Raw genomic sequence first — 15036 nt, forward strand, 5'->3', positions numbered from 1 at the left:
GCGCTGCAATCGCGCAGCGCCCACCCATAAATCAGGGCTGCAAACGCCGCACCTTCCAGCCCGTATCGCTGCGGTCATAGCGCAACCGCTCATGCAACCGTTCCTGCCCATTCCCCCAGAACTCCAGCGATTCAAGTCGCAACTCGAACACGCAATACCCCTCGGGACGTGGCAGTGGGCCTTGCGCCTCGGCCAGTTGCCTGGCGGCGTTGCGCATGGCTTGCACATCCTGCAGTTCTTCACTCTGGTGCGATACCGATGACATCGGATGCGTCGCATACGGGCGCTTGAGCCATGCTTCATCGGCCTTGGCGTCCGGCAGGCGCACGGCCTGGCCATTGAGGATGATCTGCTGACTGGTCTCGCGCCAATACAGCACACCCGACGCCCACGGGTTGTCGGTCAGTTCACGGCCTTTCTGGCTGCCAGCATGGGTGCTGAACAACAGCCCGGCGTCGCTGATTTCACTGATGACCACGATCCGCGTGGAGGGCCGGCCCTGGCGGTCGGCGGTGGCCAGCGCCAGGGCCTTGGGTTCGCGGATGCCCACGCGGCGCGCACGCTCCAGCCAGTTGTGCAGCACGCTCATGGGGTCGGCGGGCAGTGTCTGATATTCGGGGAAGGGCGCATCCAGTGTGCCGGTGAGGGATTCCGACATACCTTTACCCAGCAGCGGCTTGCCTTGCAGTGAAAGGTTCATAACACGATGCTCCCGCGTCCGAACGTGACGCCATGACCGGATACCTCGACTCGCGTCAGTTGATCGGCGCGGCCCTCGGCTTTGGCGAACATCAGTGAAGGACGGCCGATTTCCACGCCCTGCAAAATCTCCACGGGTTGGCCGAACGCAATCTGGCCATGGCGCGCCAGGTGAATCGCCAGCGGCCCGGCAGCAGAACCGGTGGCCGCATCCTCGACCACGCCGTAGGCCGGCGAGAACATCCGGCTGCGCCAATGCCGTCCCGCGCCGGCAAAACAGTTGATGGCCATGTCGTGGAAGCTGGACAGCGCGCGATGGTCGGGGTGCAGGGCCGACAAGGCTGCAATGCTCGGTAGGCCGACGAACACATGGCGCGGGCCGTTGTGATAAATCTCGATGGGAAAGATCGACTCGCTGATGCCCAGGGCCTTGAGCAATTCAGCGTCGCGGCCCAGGGCCGTCCAGGTCGGGATCGGCTGGTCCATGCTGGCGGCGATCACGCTGCCGTTCTGGCGCTCGAGTTCAAAAGCGATGGTGCCCATTTCGGTTTCCAGGTACAGCCGGTGATTGTCGGTGTGCGCACCCAGGGCAATGGCCGTACCCAGCAACGGGTGGCCGGCGAAGGGCAGTTCGTTGACCGGGGTGAAAATCCGGATCAGCGCATCCCCACCGTTACGTGGCTTGAGCACGAAGGTGGTCTCCGACAGGTTCATTTCTCGGGCGATGCGTTGCATCTGCGGGGCCGGCAAGTCGTCGGCGTCAAAGAACACCGCGACCGGATTGCCTTCCAGCGGCACGCTGGCAAAGGCGTCGATGATGACGTAGTTGTGCATGGTTATCTCCCGGCGGCCGAAACGGTGCTGTCGACAGGTGCGTGGATGAGGGCGTGCCGCAGCAGGTCGGCGATGATGCGCGGGCCTTCCTGGGTCAGCAGCGACTCGGCATGAAACTGCATGGAGGCAAACGACGGCCCGCGCAGCGCGTGGACCTCGCCGGTCTCGCTGTCGCGGCTGATCTCGACCGTGCCGATGCCATCGATGTCCAGGCGGTCACTGGAACTTTGGGCCGCGAATGTGTTGTAGAAACCCACCCGTTCGGCGTTGCCGAACAGGTCGATCTGTTTTTGCACGCCCTGGTTGGGAATGGCCTTGCGTTGCAACTGCAGGCCCAGGCACAGGCTTAGCACCTGATGACTCAGGCACACCGCCAGGAACGGTCGCTGCTGGCTGAGCAGGGAACGGATGGCTACGTGCAGATGGTCGATTTTCGGCAGTTGGACATCGCTTGGGTTGCCAGGACCGGGGCCCATGATCACCAGGTCGTAACCGTCGAAACTGTACTCGTCGCTGAAGCTGCACACCGTCACCACCAGGCCCAGCGCCCGCAGCTGTTTGGCGATCATCGAGGTGAAGGTGTCTTCGGCGTCGACGATCAGCACATGTCGCCCGCTGAAGTCGGCTTGGGTTTGTTGGCGCTGCTGGCTGTCCATCAACCAGAAATCCGAGACGTAGGCATTGCGGCTGGCCAATGCTGCGCGCACCTGCAGATGGCCACCGAAGCGCGAAGGTGCCTGGTTTTTCAGTGCGGCGATCAGGCCGGCGGCCTTGGCTCGGCTTTCAGCAGCTTCGGTCAGCGGCTCGGAGTGGCGCACGATGGTCGAACCCACGCTGATGCGTACTTGCCCGCTGTTATCGATGTCGGCGGTGCGAATCAGGATCGCCGAGTCCAGGGAGCGTCCGCCCTTACCATCGCTGCCGATCAGCGCGGCCATGCCGCTGTAGTACGCCCGGCCTTGCGGCTCATAGCGCTGGATCACCCGGCAGGCGCTTTCCAGCGGGCTGCCGGTAACCGTCGGGGCGAACAGGGTTTCATGCAGGATCTCGCGCACATCACGCCGGGTCTTGCCTTCGATGAAGTACTCGGTGTGGGCCAGGTGCGTCATTTCCTTGAGGTAAGGCCCCAGGACGTGCCCGCCGTCTTCACAGATGCGCGCCATCATTTTCAGCTCTTCATCGACCACCATGTACAGCTCATCGGCCTCCTTGCGGTCAGCCAGGAAGTCCATGACGTCGGTCAGGCTGGGGCCGGCGGGAGGGTAGCGATAGGTGCCGCTGATGGGGTTCATCACCGCGAGCCCGTCCTTGACGCTGATGTGGCGCTCGGGGGACGCGCCGACAAAGGTGCGACTGCCGGTGTGAATGATGAATGTCCAATAGACGCCTTTTTCCCGCTCCAGCAGATGACGAAAGAACGACAGCGCACTGGCCGGGCCGTACTCACTGATCTCGGCCAGAAAGGTGCGCTTGATCACGAAGTTGGCGCCTTCCCCGGAGCCGATTTCGTTGGCGATCACTTGGCTGACGATCTCGGCATAGGTGGCGTCGCTGAGGTCGAAGCGTTCGTTGTTCAATTGAATCGGCACGTTGGGCAGCAACGCCAGCAACTGCTCAATGCCGATGGACTGCTGCTCGGTGATGTTCATCGCCAGCAACGGTGACCCATCGTCCACCGCCTCGAAGCCGCGTTCGGCAATCTGGCGGTAGGGAATCAGCGTCAGTACATCCAGGCGCGGGGCACCGATCGAGGGCGCAGGCAAGTCGATATCGGCCAGTACCTGCGGCTGCGACATCTCGCCGATCAGCACGTTCAGCAGCCCGGGACCGCTGGATTCCGGACGATACAAGAGTGCAAACGGTTCGGGCGCCGGTTGCAGGATGCGTTCCATGAGGCGGGCGGCGGCTTGGCTCATAGCACCACCTCGTCGGTGGTGACGACCATGGCGCAACGGCTGGCGGCGTATTCCATGGCCATCCAGTGATGCTCCTTGCTGAAGTCGGCGATCGCGTCGGCAACGAGGAAGGGTTGAATGTCGTTGGAGTAGGCATCCACGCTGGAAATCAGTACCCCGACATGCGCATACACCCCGCACAGGATCAACTGGTCGCGCTCGCCGGCGTGCATGCGTTGCAGCAAGTCGGAATTGAAGAAGGCGCTGTAGCGCCACTTGGTCAGCAGCCAGTCACCCGGTTTGGGCGTGAGGGCGTCGACCACCTCGCGGTCGGCCGGGCTGGCCTGCATGCCTGGGCCCCAGAAATCCTTGAGCAGCCCGCGTTGCTCCGCGTTCATGCTGCCCGGTTGGGCGGTGTAGGCCACTGGCACGTCGTTGTCGGCGGCCCACTGGCGAATGCGCGCGGCATTGCTCACGACTTCTTCACGCAGGGCCTGGGGCAAGGGCCGCAGGAAGTAGCGCTGCATGTCATGCACCAACAGCACGGCGCGCTCGGGGTCGATACGCCACTGCGCGAGGTTGGAGGGCAGGTCGCGGGAGGTGGGCAGGGCGTAAGGGACGATCGATGGAATGCCGGTCATGGCGACAAACTCCAGTCAGAGGGAACCAAGGGTGGAGGAGGGCAGGTTTGCCAGGCCATCACCGCAGCAATGGCTTGCCGAGGGTTCAGGCGCGGGTCGCACAGGCTTGTGTAGTGGCTGGCAACCTGGTTCAGGCCGGCGGCATCGGAGGCGCACTCGCTGACGTCATCCGGGGTGGTTTCCAGGTGCAGTCCGCCGGCCACGCCACCAGCGGAGATCACGGCATGTTTGAAGGCGGTGATTTCCTCGGTGATGGTCTGCACCATGCGGGTCTTGTTGCCGCAGGGCGCGACGATGGTGTTGCCGTGCATCGGGTCGCTGAGCCAGATGATCTGGTGGCCGGCACGGCGCACCGCTTCAACCAGCGGTGGCAGGCGGTCGGCGACCTTGTGGGCGCCCATGCGGGCGATCAGCGTCAGCCGGCCGGGCTCGCGCCTGGGGTCCAGGCGCGAGCACAGGCTCAGCAGCTGGTCCTGGGTGATGTCCGGGCCGACCTTGCAGGCCACCGGGTTGAGCACTTCGCTGAGCAAGGCTACGTGAGCGCCGGTCAACTGGCGGGTACGCTCGCCAATCCACGGCCAGTGGGTTGAGCCGAGAAATACCCGGCCCTGCTCGTCCTGGCGCACTTGCGGCAGTTCGTAGTCGAGCACCAGCATTTCGTGGCTGGTCCAGGCGGGAGAACCGCTGAGCGACTCCTTGCCGGCCGGTTCTTTCCATCCCAGGTGTTGCATGATGTCCTGCGCGGCGCGATAGCCGCGCACCAGGCGTTGCGCATCATGCTGGCGATGGCCGCTGACTGCCTCGCGACCGTTGACCATGTCACCGCGATACACCGGCAACTCGACATCGCCGATGCGTTCGCTGTGGTTGGAACGCGGTTTGGCAAACTGCCCGGCAATCCGCCCCACCCGCACCACCGGTTGCTGGGTTACCAGCCGGAACGCACCGGCCAGAATGTCCAGCACCGCGGCTTTGCGCGTCACATGGCTGGGCGCGCTTTCATCCATGTCCTCGGCGCAGTCGCCGCACTGGATGATCATCGCTTCGCCCGCCGCGACCCTCGCCAGGGTGGCACGCAGGACCAGAATGTCTTCGACGCGAATCAGTGACGCGCTGTCCCTGAGGTAGGCCTGCGCGTCATGCAATTGTGAGGGTTCGCTCCATTGAGGCTGCTGGAACGCTTCACAATTTAGAACCCGTTTCAGTAAGTCTTCCATGATGCGATCACTCTCCCAAAGGATTAAGCAGGGATGCCTTCACGCTTGATGTGCGGTACCGCAATACCCAAGGCGCGCAGTTGTTGAAAGACATTCATGAATTCACGATTGCGTTTTACTTTGCCGTCCTCCAGTTCGAAAGAGTGCAGGAAGTGATTCTCGTAATAACCTTCCGGGTAACCCGGAAAGAGAATCTTGCCGTGACCATCGCACTCGACCCAAATATGGTTAGGGTCATCGGTTTCAAACACCTTGACGTTGTACCATTCCCAATCCGGGAAGCACTTGAGTGACCAAACAGCGTGTTCGGCCAATTTGGCTTTGCCGCTGATTACAATCGGGGCGCCGGTATCCGTGGTCCATAAGCCGCCGGAACCGTCTTCAGTGAATAGTTCATGACGGCGCAGGCGATCCTGGCCTTTGGTGCGCATGTATTGCTCGACCGTGGCGCGGTTCTTGCGACGTAGTTCAGTGTCATTAGTTGTCAGTTGTTGTGCTGCGCTGGTAGACATGCTCAATCTCCAATGGATAAAGGGCTTATGAGGCGGGGATCCCTTCGCGCTTGATGCTTGGAATCGGGATGCCCAAGGCGCGAAGTTGTTCGAAGGGGTTCATGAATTCACGGTTTTGCGTGATCTTGCCGTTGTCCAGCTCGAAGGAATGGATGTAATGGTTTTCGCAATACCCCTCCGGGTAACCGGGCACCAGGGACTTGCCACGGCCGTCGCTTTCCACCCAGAAATGGTTGGGATTGTCGGTTTCAAACACCCGGACGTTGTGCCATTGCCAGTCTGGAAAGCACTTGTCCAGCCACACGCCGAGGGCGGCGAGTTTCGCGTGGCCTTTAAACACAAGGGGCTCACCGGTTTCGGTGTTCCAGGAGCCGCCGCTGCCATCCGGCGTGAACAGCTCATGCCGGCGCAGGCGATCTGCGCCGTTAGTGCGCATGTACTGTTCAACCGTGGCGCGATTTTTTTGGCGAAGTTCGAGCTGATCATTAAAACCGCCAGTGATAAGCGAAGCAGGCATGGGCAGCGTTCTCCTTAGTTGGATCAAGATTTAAAAATCAAGTAAATATTTAGTTAATTGCGCATGGCCGTATCTAACAGTTGTTTTAACTGCGGTGCCTTCGCGGCTGTTCCGAGCGGTGTTGTTTATACACCCGCATTTCCGGGGCTTGGAACTACCAGATCTTGTAGTGGCTCAAGCCTGAGTGGTGCGGTGCGGGCTGTCGGATAGGTTGTTGCAGTATTATGAATGGGCAGGTTCATTCGTCGGCCGAGAAACAGTGGCCTATGGCTAGTTAGTTGGGTTAGTCATAAGAAATCTAGTGCTAGTGCGAAGCAGTCTATGGCGCTGGGATTTTGTGTTTGACATGAGTTCAGGTTGGTTTAGTCTCACATCTCCTTTGGAGCTTTATAGGTGTTCAAAATGGAATTAGGACAGCTGTTGGGATGGGATGCTTATTTTTACAGTATCTTTGCGCAAACCATGAACATGGAGGAATTCACGGCGGTTTCATTGAGGGTCTTGCGTGAACTGCGGTTTGATTTCTTTGCTTATGGCATATGCAGTGTGACGCCGTTCATGCGGCCCAGAACCCATATGTACAGCAATTATCCCGAAGACTGGATACAGCGCTATCAGGCAGCTAACTACGCAACGATCGACCCTACGGTGAAACACAGCAAAGTCTCGTCGGCCCCTATTTTGTGGAGCAATGAGCTGTTCCGGGGCTGCCCGCAGCTGTGGTCTGAAGCCAACGATTCGAATCTGTGCCACGGCCTGGCACAGCCCTCGTTCAACACCCAGGGGCGTGTCGGGGTGTTGAGCCTGGCACGCAAGGACAACGTCATCAGTCTTCAGGAGTTCGAAGCATTGAAGCCGGTGACCAAAGCGTTTGCCGCGGCGGCCCTGGCGAAGATTTCCGAGTTGGAAAGCGACGTTCGTGCGTTCAACACCGATGTGGAGTTCAGCGAGCGGGAATGTGATGTGTTGCGCTGGACCGCAGACGGCAAGACCTCGGAAGAAATTGGCGTGATCATGGGTGTGTGCACCGACACCGTGAATTACCATCACCGCAATATCCAACGCAAACTCGGTGCCAGCAACCGCGTGCAGGCCGTGTCTTACGCGGTCGCGCTGGGCTATATCTGAGGTTCATCGACTGCGCCGAGTCGTCCAGCAGGACGACTCGGCCGGTATCATGCGGTCTCTTCCAGAAACGCCCCGGACGTGAAGGCTGAAGGCATGCGCGCACCACGGTGGTGTTCACGGTGAGCCGAGAGTTTGATCGCGAGGATTTTTTCGTCCTGGTGCAGGGTGACCGGCCCCAGGCGTTCGTAGTTGACCCCATTGATTTTGTAATAGCGCTCCATCGTGCTGTTGACGATGCCGACGATGGCATCGGCGCCTGCCAAGCGAGCGGTCTTGAGACTTTTCCAGAACAAGGGCATGGCCAATTGCGGTTCGCGGGTGGTGAAACGTGTCATTTCCCAGATGGCGGTATGCTTGGGCGGTGTGCCTGCACAGGTATGGCTGAAGACGCCCTCCAGCAGGTTGGGGAATATTGTGGGTATCAGGCGGGCGCAGCCTATAATGGAATGATGCTCGTTGAACGCCAGGAGGTAGCGGGCGTGCTCCGTGTCGTATTGGTCCCACTCACAACCGGCCTGATGCGGCTGGATGGGCAATCGCCATCCAAGTTTCTCGACGAATTGTTCGTGCCGAAAGCGACCTAACATGAGTTTGAGCTCGTCACTCATTTCGCTCAGCGTATGCTCTTCCATGTGCATGACAGGATGTTCCTTGGGGAGGGGGCAAGTGCGGGTTTTTATAGAGGACTTGTAGAGGCTTGGCACCTACAAGATCTTGTAGTGGGCTCTATGCGCCATTTTTACTGAACTACCGAAACCCATAATGATCTAGCGTCCATTGCAGGCTCAGAAAAGATCTTTGCGGGTGAAATGAGATTTATCTGAAGTGGAACGCCGTCTCAGGCAGAGTAGGCCCCAAGACGGTGAAAACAGATGCGTTCCAATCAGGTGTTTGAGGAATGAACGATGTTGAATTTTGATGAGCGCCCCAGAGACGCGCGCGAGCCCAGCGAGTACGAGAAGCTGGTCGCGATGGGAACTCAAACGCTCGATGCCATTCCCGGGGCTATCTATCTCTGTGACCACAACGGGTGGCTCGTCCGATTCAACAGCGAAGCGGTCGAGCTGTGGGGCAGGACGCCGGCGCTGGGGGAGGGCGCAGACCGCTTCTGCGGTTCGTATCGCCTTTATTCCACAGATGGCACGCCGTTGGCCGTTGACGAATGCCCGATGGCCTCGACCCTCAAGGCGGGCCAGTGCGCGCGTAACCAGGAAGTCTTGATCGAGCGCCCTGACGGATCGCGATTCGTGGCACTCATGAGTATCCGCACGCTGAGAGACCGGGAGGGACACATCCAGGGCGCAATCAACTGCTTTCAGGATGTCTCGACGCACCACGCCATCGCCGAGGAGCTGCGACGCAAAAGCTGCGACCTTGAGGACTTTTTCGAAAACAGCGCCGTGGGCCTTCATATCGTCAGCGGCGAAGGCATTATTCTGCGGGCCAACAAAGCCGAGTTGTCGCTGCTGGGCTATTCAGCGGACGAGTACATCGGCCGTCACATCACCGAATTCCATGTGGATGAGCCGGTTATCGGTGACATCCTCACCAAGCTTGGCAGCGGCGATTGCCTGAACAGCTATCCGGCGCGCCTTAAAGCCAAGAACGGCACCATCAAGCATGTCGCGATTACCTCCAATGGGCGCTTTGAAAACGGCAAATTCTTCAATACCCGTTGTTTCACTATCGACGTGACCCGCGTGCACGACGCCGAAACCGAGCGCCAGGAGAGCGATGACCGCTTGGCGGCGACTTACGAGGCGGCGACCATCGGCATTGCGGAAGCAGGGGAGGACGGTCGCCTGCTGCGGGTGAACGATGCCCTGTGCACCATGCTCGGTCGGTCTCGCGAACAACTGCTGGCGATGACCTTCCTGGACTACACCCATCCAGACAGTGTCGAGCAGGACGCGGAGTTATACGCACGGCAGGTGGCGGGCGAACTGGACAATTACGTGTTGCGCAAACGTGCCGTAAAGCTCGATGGCCAGCCGATCTATCTGGATATTCACAGCTCATCGGTAAGGGCTGCCGATGGCAGGTTCCGCTACGGCGTACGGGTCATCCAGGACGTGACGCTGGCCCGAGAGATGGAACACCGCGTGCGCGAAAGCGAGCGACACATGCGCAACCTGCTGGAGGCGCTGCCGGCGGCCGTCTACACCACCGACGCCGTAGGGCGCATCAACTTCTATAACGGCGCGGCCGTCGAGTTGTCGGGGCGCACACCGCAACTGGGCGACCTGTGGTGCGTCACCTGGAAACTGTTCAACACCGATGGCACGTATCTGCCTCACGACCAATGCCCCATGGCCGTGGCGCTCAGGGAAAATCGGCCGGTGCGGGGCGTCGAGGCCATTGCGGAACGCCCGGACGGCACTCGCGTGTCCTTTGCGCCGTATCCGACCCCTCTGCACGATGCCGACGGAAACCTGATCGGTGCGATCAACATGCTCGTGGACATTACTGAGCGAAAGCAGGCAGAAGACCGACAGAAAAACCTGATCGATGAACTCAATCACAGGGTCAAGAACACCCTGGCCACGGTCCAGTCCCTGGCGGCGCAAACCGCGCGCAGCGCGCAGGATGCCAACGAAGGCTATGTCCGCTTCGAAGCCCGGCTGCTCGCGCTGTCGCGTGCCCACGACCTGCTGACGAAGCGGCATTGGGGCCACACTCCACTGAGCGTGCTCGCCCATGAAGTGCTAATGCCGGTATTCGGCGATGAACCTGGGCGCATCATGATCGCCGGTGATGCCATTGATGTGGACACCCGCGTCGCCCTGAGCCTCACCATGACCCTCAATGAGCTGGCAATCAACGCCCTGAAATACGGTTCGATGTCGAACGAGACCGGGACACTTTACGTGAACTGGAGCGTTCAACCCCAACCGGACGGCGCGCTACTCACCCTGGACTGGCGCGAGGAGGGCGGCCCTGCGGTGATCACGCCAGAGCGCAAAGGGTTGGGTTCGCGTTTGATGCAGCGCTGCATCGAGCGTGATCTAAACGGTTCTTTTGAACTCGACTATGCCCATGAGGGCGTTCATTGCCGCTTCTCGTTCATGGTCGTTGAGAACACACCATGACCGTGTTCCCAGGGATCAGGGTGCTGCTGGTTGAGGACGAGGGCGCCATCGCGATGTTGATCGAGGAAATGCTCGAAGGCATGGGATGCACGGTAGTCGCCTCCGTGGCCCGACTCGCGAAGGCACTCGAAAAGGCCAGTGTGCTCGACGTAGACCTGGCGATTCTGGACGTGAACCTGGCGGGAGAACGCGTGTTTCCGGTTGCCAGTGTTTTGCGTGCACGCCACATTCCGTTTTTATTCAGCACGGGGTATGGAGCCAGCGGTTTGCCGGAAGAGTTTGCTGACTGCCCGGTTTTGCATAAGCCGTTCGCGGAAAAGGATCTTCGGTTGAAGATGGCGCTGACGTTGAATGAGGCGTGATCAGAGCGCGGTTTATTGACGTCAAATCATAATTGTGTAGGACGCCATTCAGTTGCCCGATTGTCCGCCGATACCTATTCAAGTCGTATCCGTTGACGGTAAAACCGAGGGTCAGTCCATGTTCAATAAAACTATAAAAGATGAACTGGAGGCCAGGAAGGCTGAAGTAATGGGTTACAAGGGATTGTTCGAAGCACTGGGCCGCTCCATGGCGGTGGTCGAGTTCGATCTGGACGGAAAAGTGCTGCGAGCCAACGATAATTTTCTCGCCACCATGGGCTATAGCGCCGACCAATTGCTTGGTAAGTCGCATCGAGACTTCTGCCCCCCTGCGTTAACTCGCAGCGCGGATTACAGCCAGTTTTGGGCGCAACTGCGTGCCGGTACATTCGTGTCGGGGACTTTCCAGCGAATTAACGCGATGGGGCAGAATGTCTGGCTTGAAGCCAGTTACAACCCGGTGCTCGACGAGCGCGGCCAAGTGAACAGGATCGTCAAGTATGCATTGGACGTGACTGAAAAAGTCGCTCAAGAAGCGCTGGCGCAGGGCAAGCTGGCCGCGCTGGATCGCGCCATGGCTGTGATTGAGTTTGACCTCACGGGCAATATCCTCTCGGCCAACGACAACTTTCTACACACCATGGGCTACGGCCTAAACGAGCTCAAGGGTAAGCACCACCGGCTGTTTTGCGAGCCAAGCTTGGTCAATAGCAGCGAATACAGCGACTTCTGGCGTCGATTGAACGCCGGAGAGTTTTTCAGTGGTCAGTTCAAACGTATCGGCAAAAACGGACGGGTAGTCTGGCTGGAAGCGACCTATAACCCGGTGTATGACGCTGACGGCAAATTGTCGAAGATCGTCAAGTTCGCCAGTGATATCACCGCGCGCATCGAGCGCTTTGAAGAGGACTCGCGCGGCGCTTCCCGGGCGTACCATATTTCCGCCGAGACCGAGAAAGTCGCCGAACAGGGCGCCCAAGTCATCCAGGAAACAGCCAGAGAGATGCGCCAGATAGCCGAAAACATTGGCGCGTCGGCGCGGCTTGTCGGTCAGTTGGGTGACCGTTCCGAACAGATCACGGCCATCGTCAATACTATTCGTGGTATCGCTGATCAGACCAACCTGCTGGCCCTCAACGCCGCCATTGAAGCCGCTCGAGCGGGCGATCAGGGCCGAGGCTTTGCGGTAGTGGCCGACGAAGTCCGGCAACTGGCAGGGCGCACCAGTCGCTCGACTGCGGAAATTGCCGAAATGATCGGCAAAATCCTTTCCGAAACCCGTGATGCCGTCGCCAGCATGAACGCTACTCAAGAGGGTGCGCAACGCGGCGTCGGCCTGGCCGATCAGGCCGGCTCGGTGATATTGCAGATTCGCAGCGGCACCAGCGACGCCGTCGCGGCAGTGAGCATGTTCGCCTCCAAACTCGACGAGTCGGAAGTGATTCCCAAAACTGCTGTTAGTTGGGTTGGGTAAGAGGTTAGAGCAGGTGCGTACTTAAATTGTAAGGGTACGGGTCATGCCCATTCATGCGGGCGCAAAAAACGGTTAAGGACATTTTTAGTTATCATCACAGTGTAGAGATCATCCACTATGAGGCCGTGCACCCATTCACAGGTAGCAGCCGTAAAAACCTGTCCTTTTCCTTTATTGAAATGAACAATCATACCGGTACCGCGACTGTGCTGACGGACGCTTTCCTCGGAAAGCTGAGGCGCCAATAAAGATGCACGGTACTGGGCGTCGCGGTCGTCAAGCATGAACGAATAGGCATCTTCACCACGGCCATTTTCGGCAGAAGTAGCCCAGCCCATTGCCAAGATTTTCAGCCCTTGAGGAGCACCATCAGTGCCCAGTGGTTCAGGCAGGCCTTCAACAAAGCTGTAGTCGAGCCCGTCCACTTCATAACCGAAAATGCTCGCCTCATCGCCAAACATATCCGCATAAGAAAGGCCCGTTCCTGCAAAACACCAATGTTCAGGCCTGAACACTTGGTATCCACGGGGACTGCGCCGAGCCATGCCTCCAAAGCTTGCATAGATGCCTCGAAGTCCATTTACACCAAACGTGCTGGCGCCCGGAGAGTTCACCATAGGGTCTTCCCATGCGCTGGTCAGCCGCGCCGGATCGGTGCGAGCGAAGGGGTCAAGCGTGCGAGCATCGTATTTGTACGCGACTTGCCGCTTATGGTCATCTTCCAGCCGGATCTGCCACATGAAGTTGCCGGCGAAGCGGGCGACGTTTCCGCCGCGTTCGACAAAGGCATCCACGTGGTCGCGCATTTCCCGGGTCCAGTACTCGTCGTGCCCGACAAAAACAGCGCAAGCATAGCCCTCAAGGGCGTCGGGCTCTCGATGCAGATCTTCCTGGGTAATGATGTCGACCGAGTAGCCTTGCTCTTCTGCCCAGATCACGAACGGACGCTCGTAGGAGGCCCATCCGGCGAGTGCATAGTATTTGCTGAAACCATGCAGCGAAGCCCATTCGATGAATTCGTAGCGTGCAGGCCCCGGTTTATGCGGGCGTCTGGCGTTAATCGAACGCGGTGCATCCTCTGGCAGCCAGACTTGTCCACGCGCCCAGGGACGCTGAGTTGACAGTAGGGGTGAGCGCCCTCGCGTCGTGTCCGGATGTATGCCGTAATAGTGGTTCGCGCCGCCCCAGTCGTTGTACGCCGTCCAAGTAGAAGTTGCGGCTACCAGTACTAAAGAGTCTGAGTGCTTTTGAATCGCCTTCACGAAAAACAGATGGTGCCCGAGGACGACACCTGCCGCATTCACAACTTCGACTACATAGGCGCCCGCCTGGGTGCCTCCGGCAATTGTCCATTGCGATAAGACCGGCCAGTTGCATCCACGCTCATAAGCCCGGTCGGGCAGGGGATGGAAGCGAGTATTGAGGAGGGTTGTTTCATGCACAGTCCGCGCTACAGCGCCATCGCGGTAGATCCTCAGGGCGACTTGATCGGTGTTTGAGGAGACGTGTAACAGCACTGTGTCTCCTGGCAGATAAGAGTGGCGATCGCAGTAGCACCAAGCCGCTGCAGGCCCGTTCTCTGTCGGGACTTCTACCCAGGTTTCGCGAGCGCCCTGGCGCGATGCTGAAGTCTGACTGACAGTGATGTCGGTGCCGGCTTGCTTGACAGATGTCGGGAGCGTCTTTATCGCTGTCATGGTATTTACTCGCGAACTGCAATGAGTGATCGAATGGCTGTGCCCATACCGTTAGATGAATTTAAGCTCGGGCGTTGCGCTTATGTCAACTAATGATATAGTGAGTCACCAGATGATACGATATTGAGCAGTTTTGCATTTATATGGAGCAATTTCATGGTAGATACAGCAGCCAACCCCCTGTCCAAAGTGCGCGCGGTGGAGCGCGCGATGACGATCCTGCGCGCGTTTGGGCCTAACGCGCTGCGTCTGTCGCTGGCAGAGCTGACTCGACTCACGGAGTTGGACAAGGCAACCACGCGTCGCCTGTTACACACCCTTGCAGGCGGCGACTTCATCGAGTTCGACGATGCCACCAAGACCTACGCCCTTGGCCCGGGTGTGCTGCTTCTCATGCCGGGCGTGCAATATGGCAACGACCTGCGCGCCATTGCGGCTCCAGCCCTCACGCGTCTGTCAGAAAAAACAGGCGCGACCGCTTTTCTCTGGACTTACTTCGATGGTTCGGCCCTATGTCTGGACAGAGTGAACTCGCCTGATTTGCACATCCACACGCGCTGGTCCGGCATTGGTACTCGGGTTTCGTTGAACCATAGCGGCGGTCCCAGGGTGCTACTTGCTTACCTTTCAGCCGAGGAGCGCGCGAAAGTCCTGAGCGGTCCGCTGGAGCGTCCGACCGAGCTCTCAATGGTTGATCCGGTCGCGCTGGAATCAGCGGCGGCAGACATCAGGCAGCGGGGATGGGAGTTTGCGGTTAATGACTTTACGCTTGGTATGTCAGGGCTTGGGGCGCCCATCTTGGATCACAAGGGAGACTTGGTTGCCAGCGTCAGCATTGCGACCCTGACCCCGCAGTTTGCGATGAGCAATGGTCAACCGGAACATCTTCCTCTAGTCCTGAAGGCCGCAGCCGAGATCGCTGCGAGCCTGCGGCGAGATTGATCTTCCTGCAATGAAATTCCGGATCGAAA

The 15036-nt window shown here is 59.1% G+C and carries 13 protein-coding genes and 2 pseudogenes; 6 read left to right on the plus strand and 9 right to left on the minus strand.

Translation table 11 applies throughout. The annotated features are described in order from the left end of the window. Positions 1-31: 31 nt before the first annotated feature. From phzG to C4J90_RS13610, 7 genes are read right to left on the minus strand one after another with little or no spacing between them, the layout of a single operon-like run. A complete protein-coding gene (gene phzG, locus C4J90_RS13580) occupies positions 32-700 on the minus strand; it encodes a phenazine biosynthesis FMN-dependent oxidase PhzG (RefSeq protein WP_124420036.1) in 669 nt (222 codons plus the stop codon). Continuing rightward, complete coding sequence (locus C4J90_RS13585; RefSeq protein WP_124420037.1) at positions 697-1533, minus strand: PhzF family phenazine biosynthesis protein; 837 nt, start codon at positions 1531-1533, stop codon at positions 697-699. Before C4J90_RS13585 ends, phzG begins: the two co-directional genes overlap by 4 nt. Positions 1534-1535: 2 nt before the next feature. After that, a complete protein-coding gene (locus C4J90_RS13590) occupies positions 1536-3425 on the minus strand; it encodes an anthranilate synthase family protein (protein WP_372237502.1) in 1890 nt (629 codons plus the stop codon). A 20-nt stretch (positions 3426-3445) separates the two neighbouring features. Further along, complete coding sequence (locus C4J90_RS13595; protein WP_124414726.1) at positions 3446-4069, minus strand: isochorismatase family protein; 624 nt, start codon at positions 4067-4069, stop codon at positions 3446-3448. Beyond that, entirely contained in the window at positions 4066-5286 is a 1221-nt protein-coding gene (locus C4J90_RS13600) for a 3-deoxy-7-phosphoheptulonate synthase (protein WP_124420039.1), read from the minus strand. Before C4J90_RS13600 ends, C4J90_RS13595 begins: the two co-directional genes overlap by 4 nt. A gap of 23 nt (positions 5287-5309) precedes the next feature. Continuing rightward, positions 5310-5798: a PhzA/PhzB family protein gene (locus C4J90_RS13605; RefSeq protein WP_124420040.1), complete on the minus strand. Its 489-nt coding sequence runs from the start codon at positions 5796-5798 to the stop codon at positions 5310-5312. Positions 5799-5823: 25 nt separating this feature from the next. Further along, positions 5824-6315, minus strand: coding sequence for a PhzA/PhzB family protein (locus tag C4J90_RS13610; protein ID WP_124362895.1), 492 nt, complete (start codon positions 6313-6315; stop codon positions 5824-5826). A gap of 402 nt (positions 6316-6717) precedes the next feature. Here C4J90_RS13610 and C4J90_RS13615 point away from each other — a divergent pair, with 402 nt between their 5' ends. Continuing rightward, positions 6718-7443: an autoinducer binding domain-containing protein gene (locus tag C4J90_RS13615; RefSeq protein ID WP_124421210.1), complete on the plus strand. Its 726-nt coding sequence runs from the start codon at positions 6718-6720 to the stop codon at positions 7441-7443. Positions 7444-7490: 47 nt separating this feature from the next. Here C4J90_RS13615 and C4J90_RS13620 read toward each other — a convergent pair whose 3' ends face one another. Continuing rightward, positions 7491-8081, minus strand: a complete 591-nt coding sequence (locus C4J90_RS13620) for an acyl-homoserine-lactone synthase (RefSeq protein ID WP_124420041.1) — start codon at positions 8079-8081, stop codon at positions 7491-7493. A 267-nt stretch (positions 8082-8348) separates the two neighbouring features. On the opposite strand from C4J90_RS13620, the gene C4J90_RS13625 reads away from it, so the two are divergent. The 4 genes and pseudogenes from C4J90_RS13625 to C4J90_RS27465 form a co-directional block, all read left to right on the plus strand. Continuing rightward, a complete protein-coding gene (locus C4J90_RS13625; RefSeq protein WP_124420042.1) occupies positions 8349-10532 on the plus strand; it encodes a PAS domain S-box protein in 2184 nt (727 codons plus the stop codon). After that, positions 10529-10894, plus strand: coding sequence for a response regulator (locus C4J90_RS13630; protein ID WP_124362898.1), 366 nt, complete (start codon positions 10529-10531; stop codon positions 10892-10894). Before C4J90_RS13625 ends, C4J90_RS13630 begins: the two co-directional genes overlap by 4 nt. Before the next feature lie 208 nt (positions 10895-11102). Beyond that, positions 11103-11780, plus strand: a pseudogene (locus C4J90_RS27460) (PAS domain-containing protein); the annotation flags it as partial. Positions 11781-11891: 111 nt separating this feature from the next. Continuing rightward, positions 11892-12368, plus strand: a pseudogene (locus tag C4J90_RS27465) (methyl-accepting chemotaxis protein); the annotation flags it as partial. A gap of 41 nt (positions 12369-12409) precedes the next feature. On the opposite strand, the gene C4J90_RS13640 reads toward C4J90_RS27465, so the two are convergent. Next, the gene (locus C4J90_RS13640; RefSeq protein ID WP_124420043.1) at positions 12410-13885 is read right to left on the minus strand and encodes a N,N-dimethylformamidase beta subunit family domain-containing protein; all 1476 of its coding nucleotides are present in this window, start codon (positions 13883-13885) and stop codon (positions 12410-12412) included. A 336-nt stretch (positions 13886-14221) separates the two neighbouring features. Between C4J90_RS13640 and C4J90_RS13645 the strand changes: the two genes are divergently transcribed. Then, complete coding sequence (locus C4J90_RS13645) at positions 14222-15007, plus strand: IclR family transcriptional regulator (RefSeq protein WP_124420044.1); 786 nt, start codon at positions 14222-14224, stop codon at positions 15005-15007. Positions 15008-15036: the final 29 nt, after the last annotated feature.

Source organism: Pseudomonas sp. R2-60-08W, assembly GCF_003852335.1.
Taxonomy (GTDB): Bacteria; Pseudomonadota; Gammaproteobacteria; order Pseudomonadales; family Pseudomonadaceae; genus Aquipseudomonas.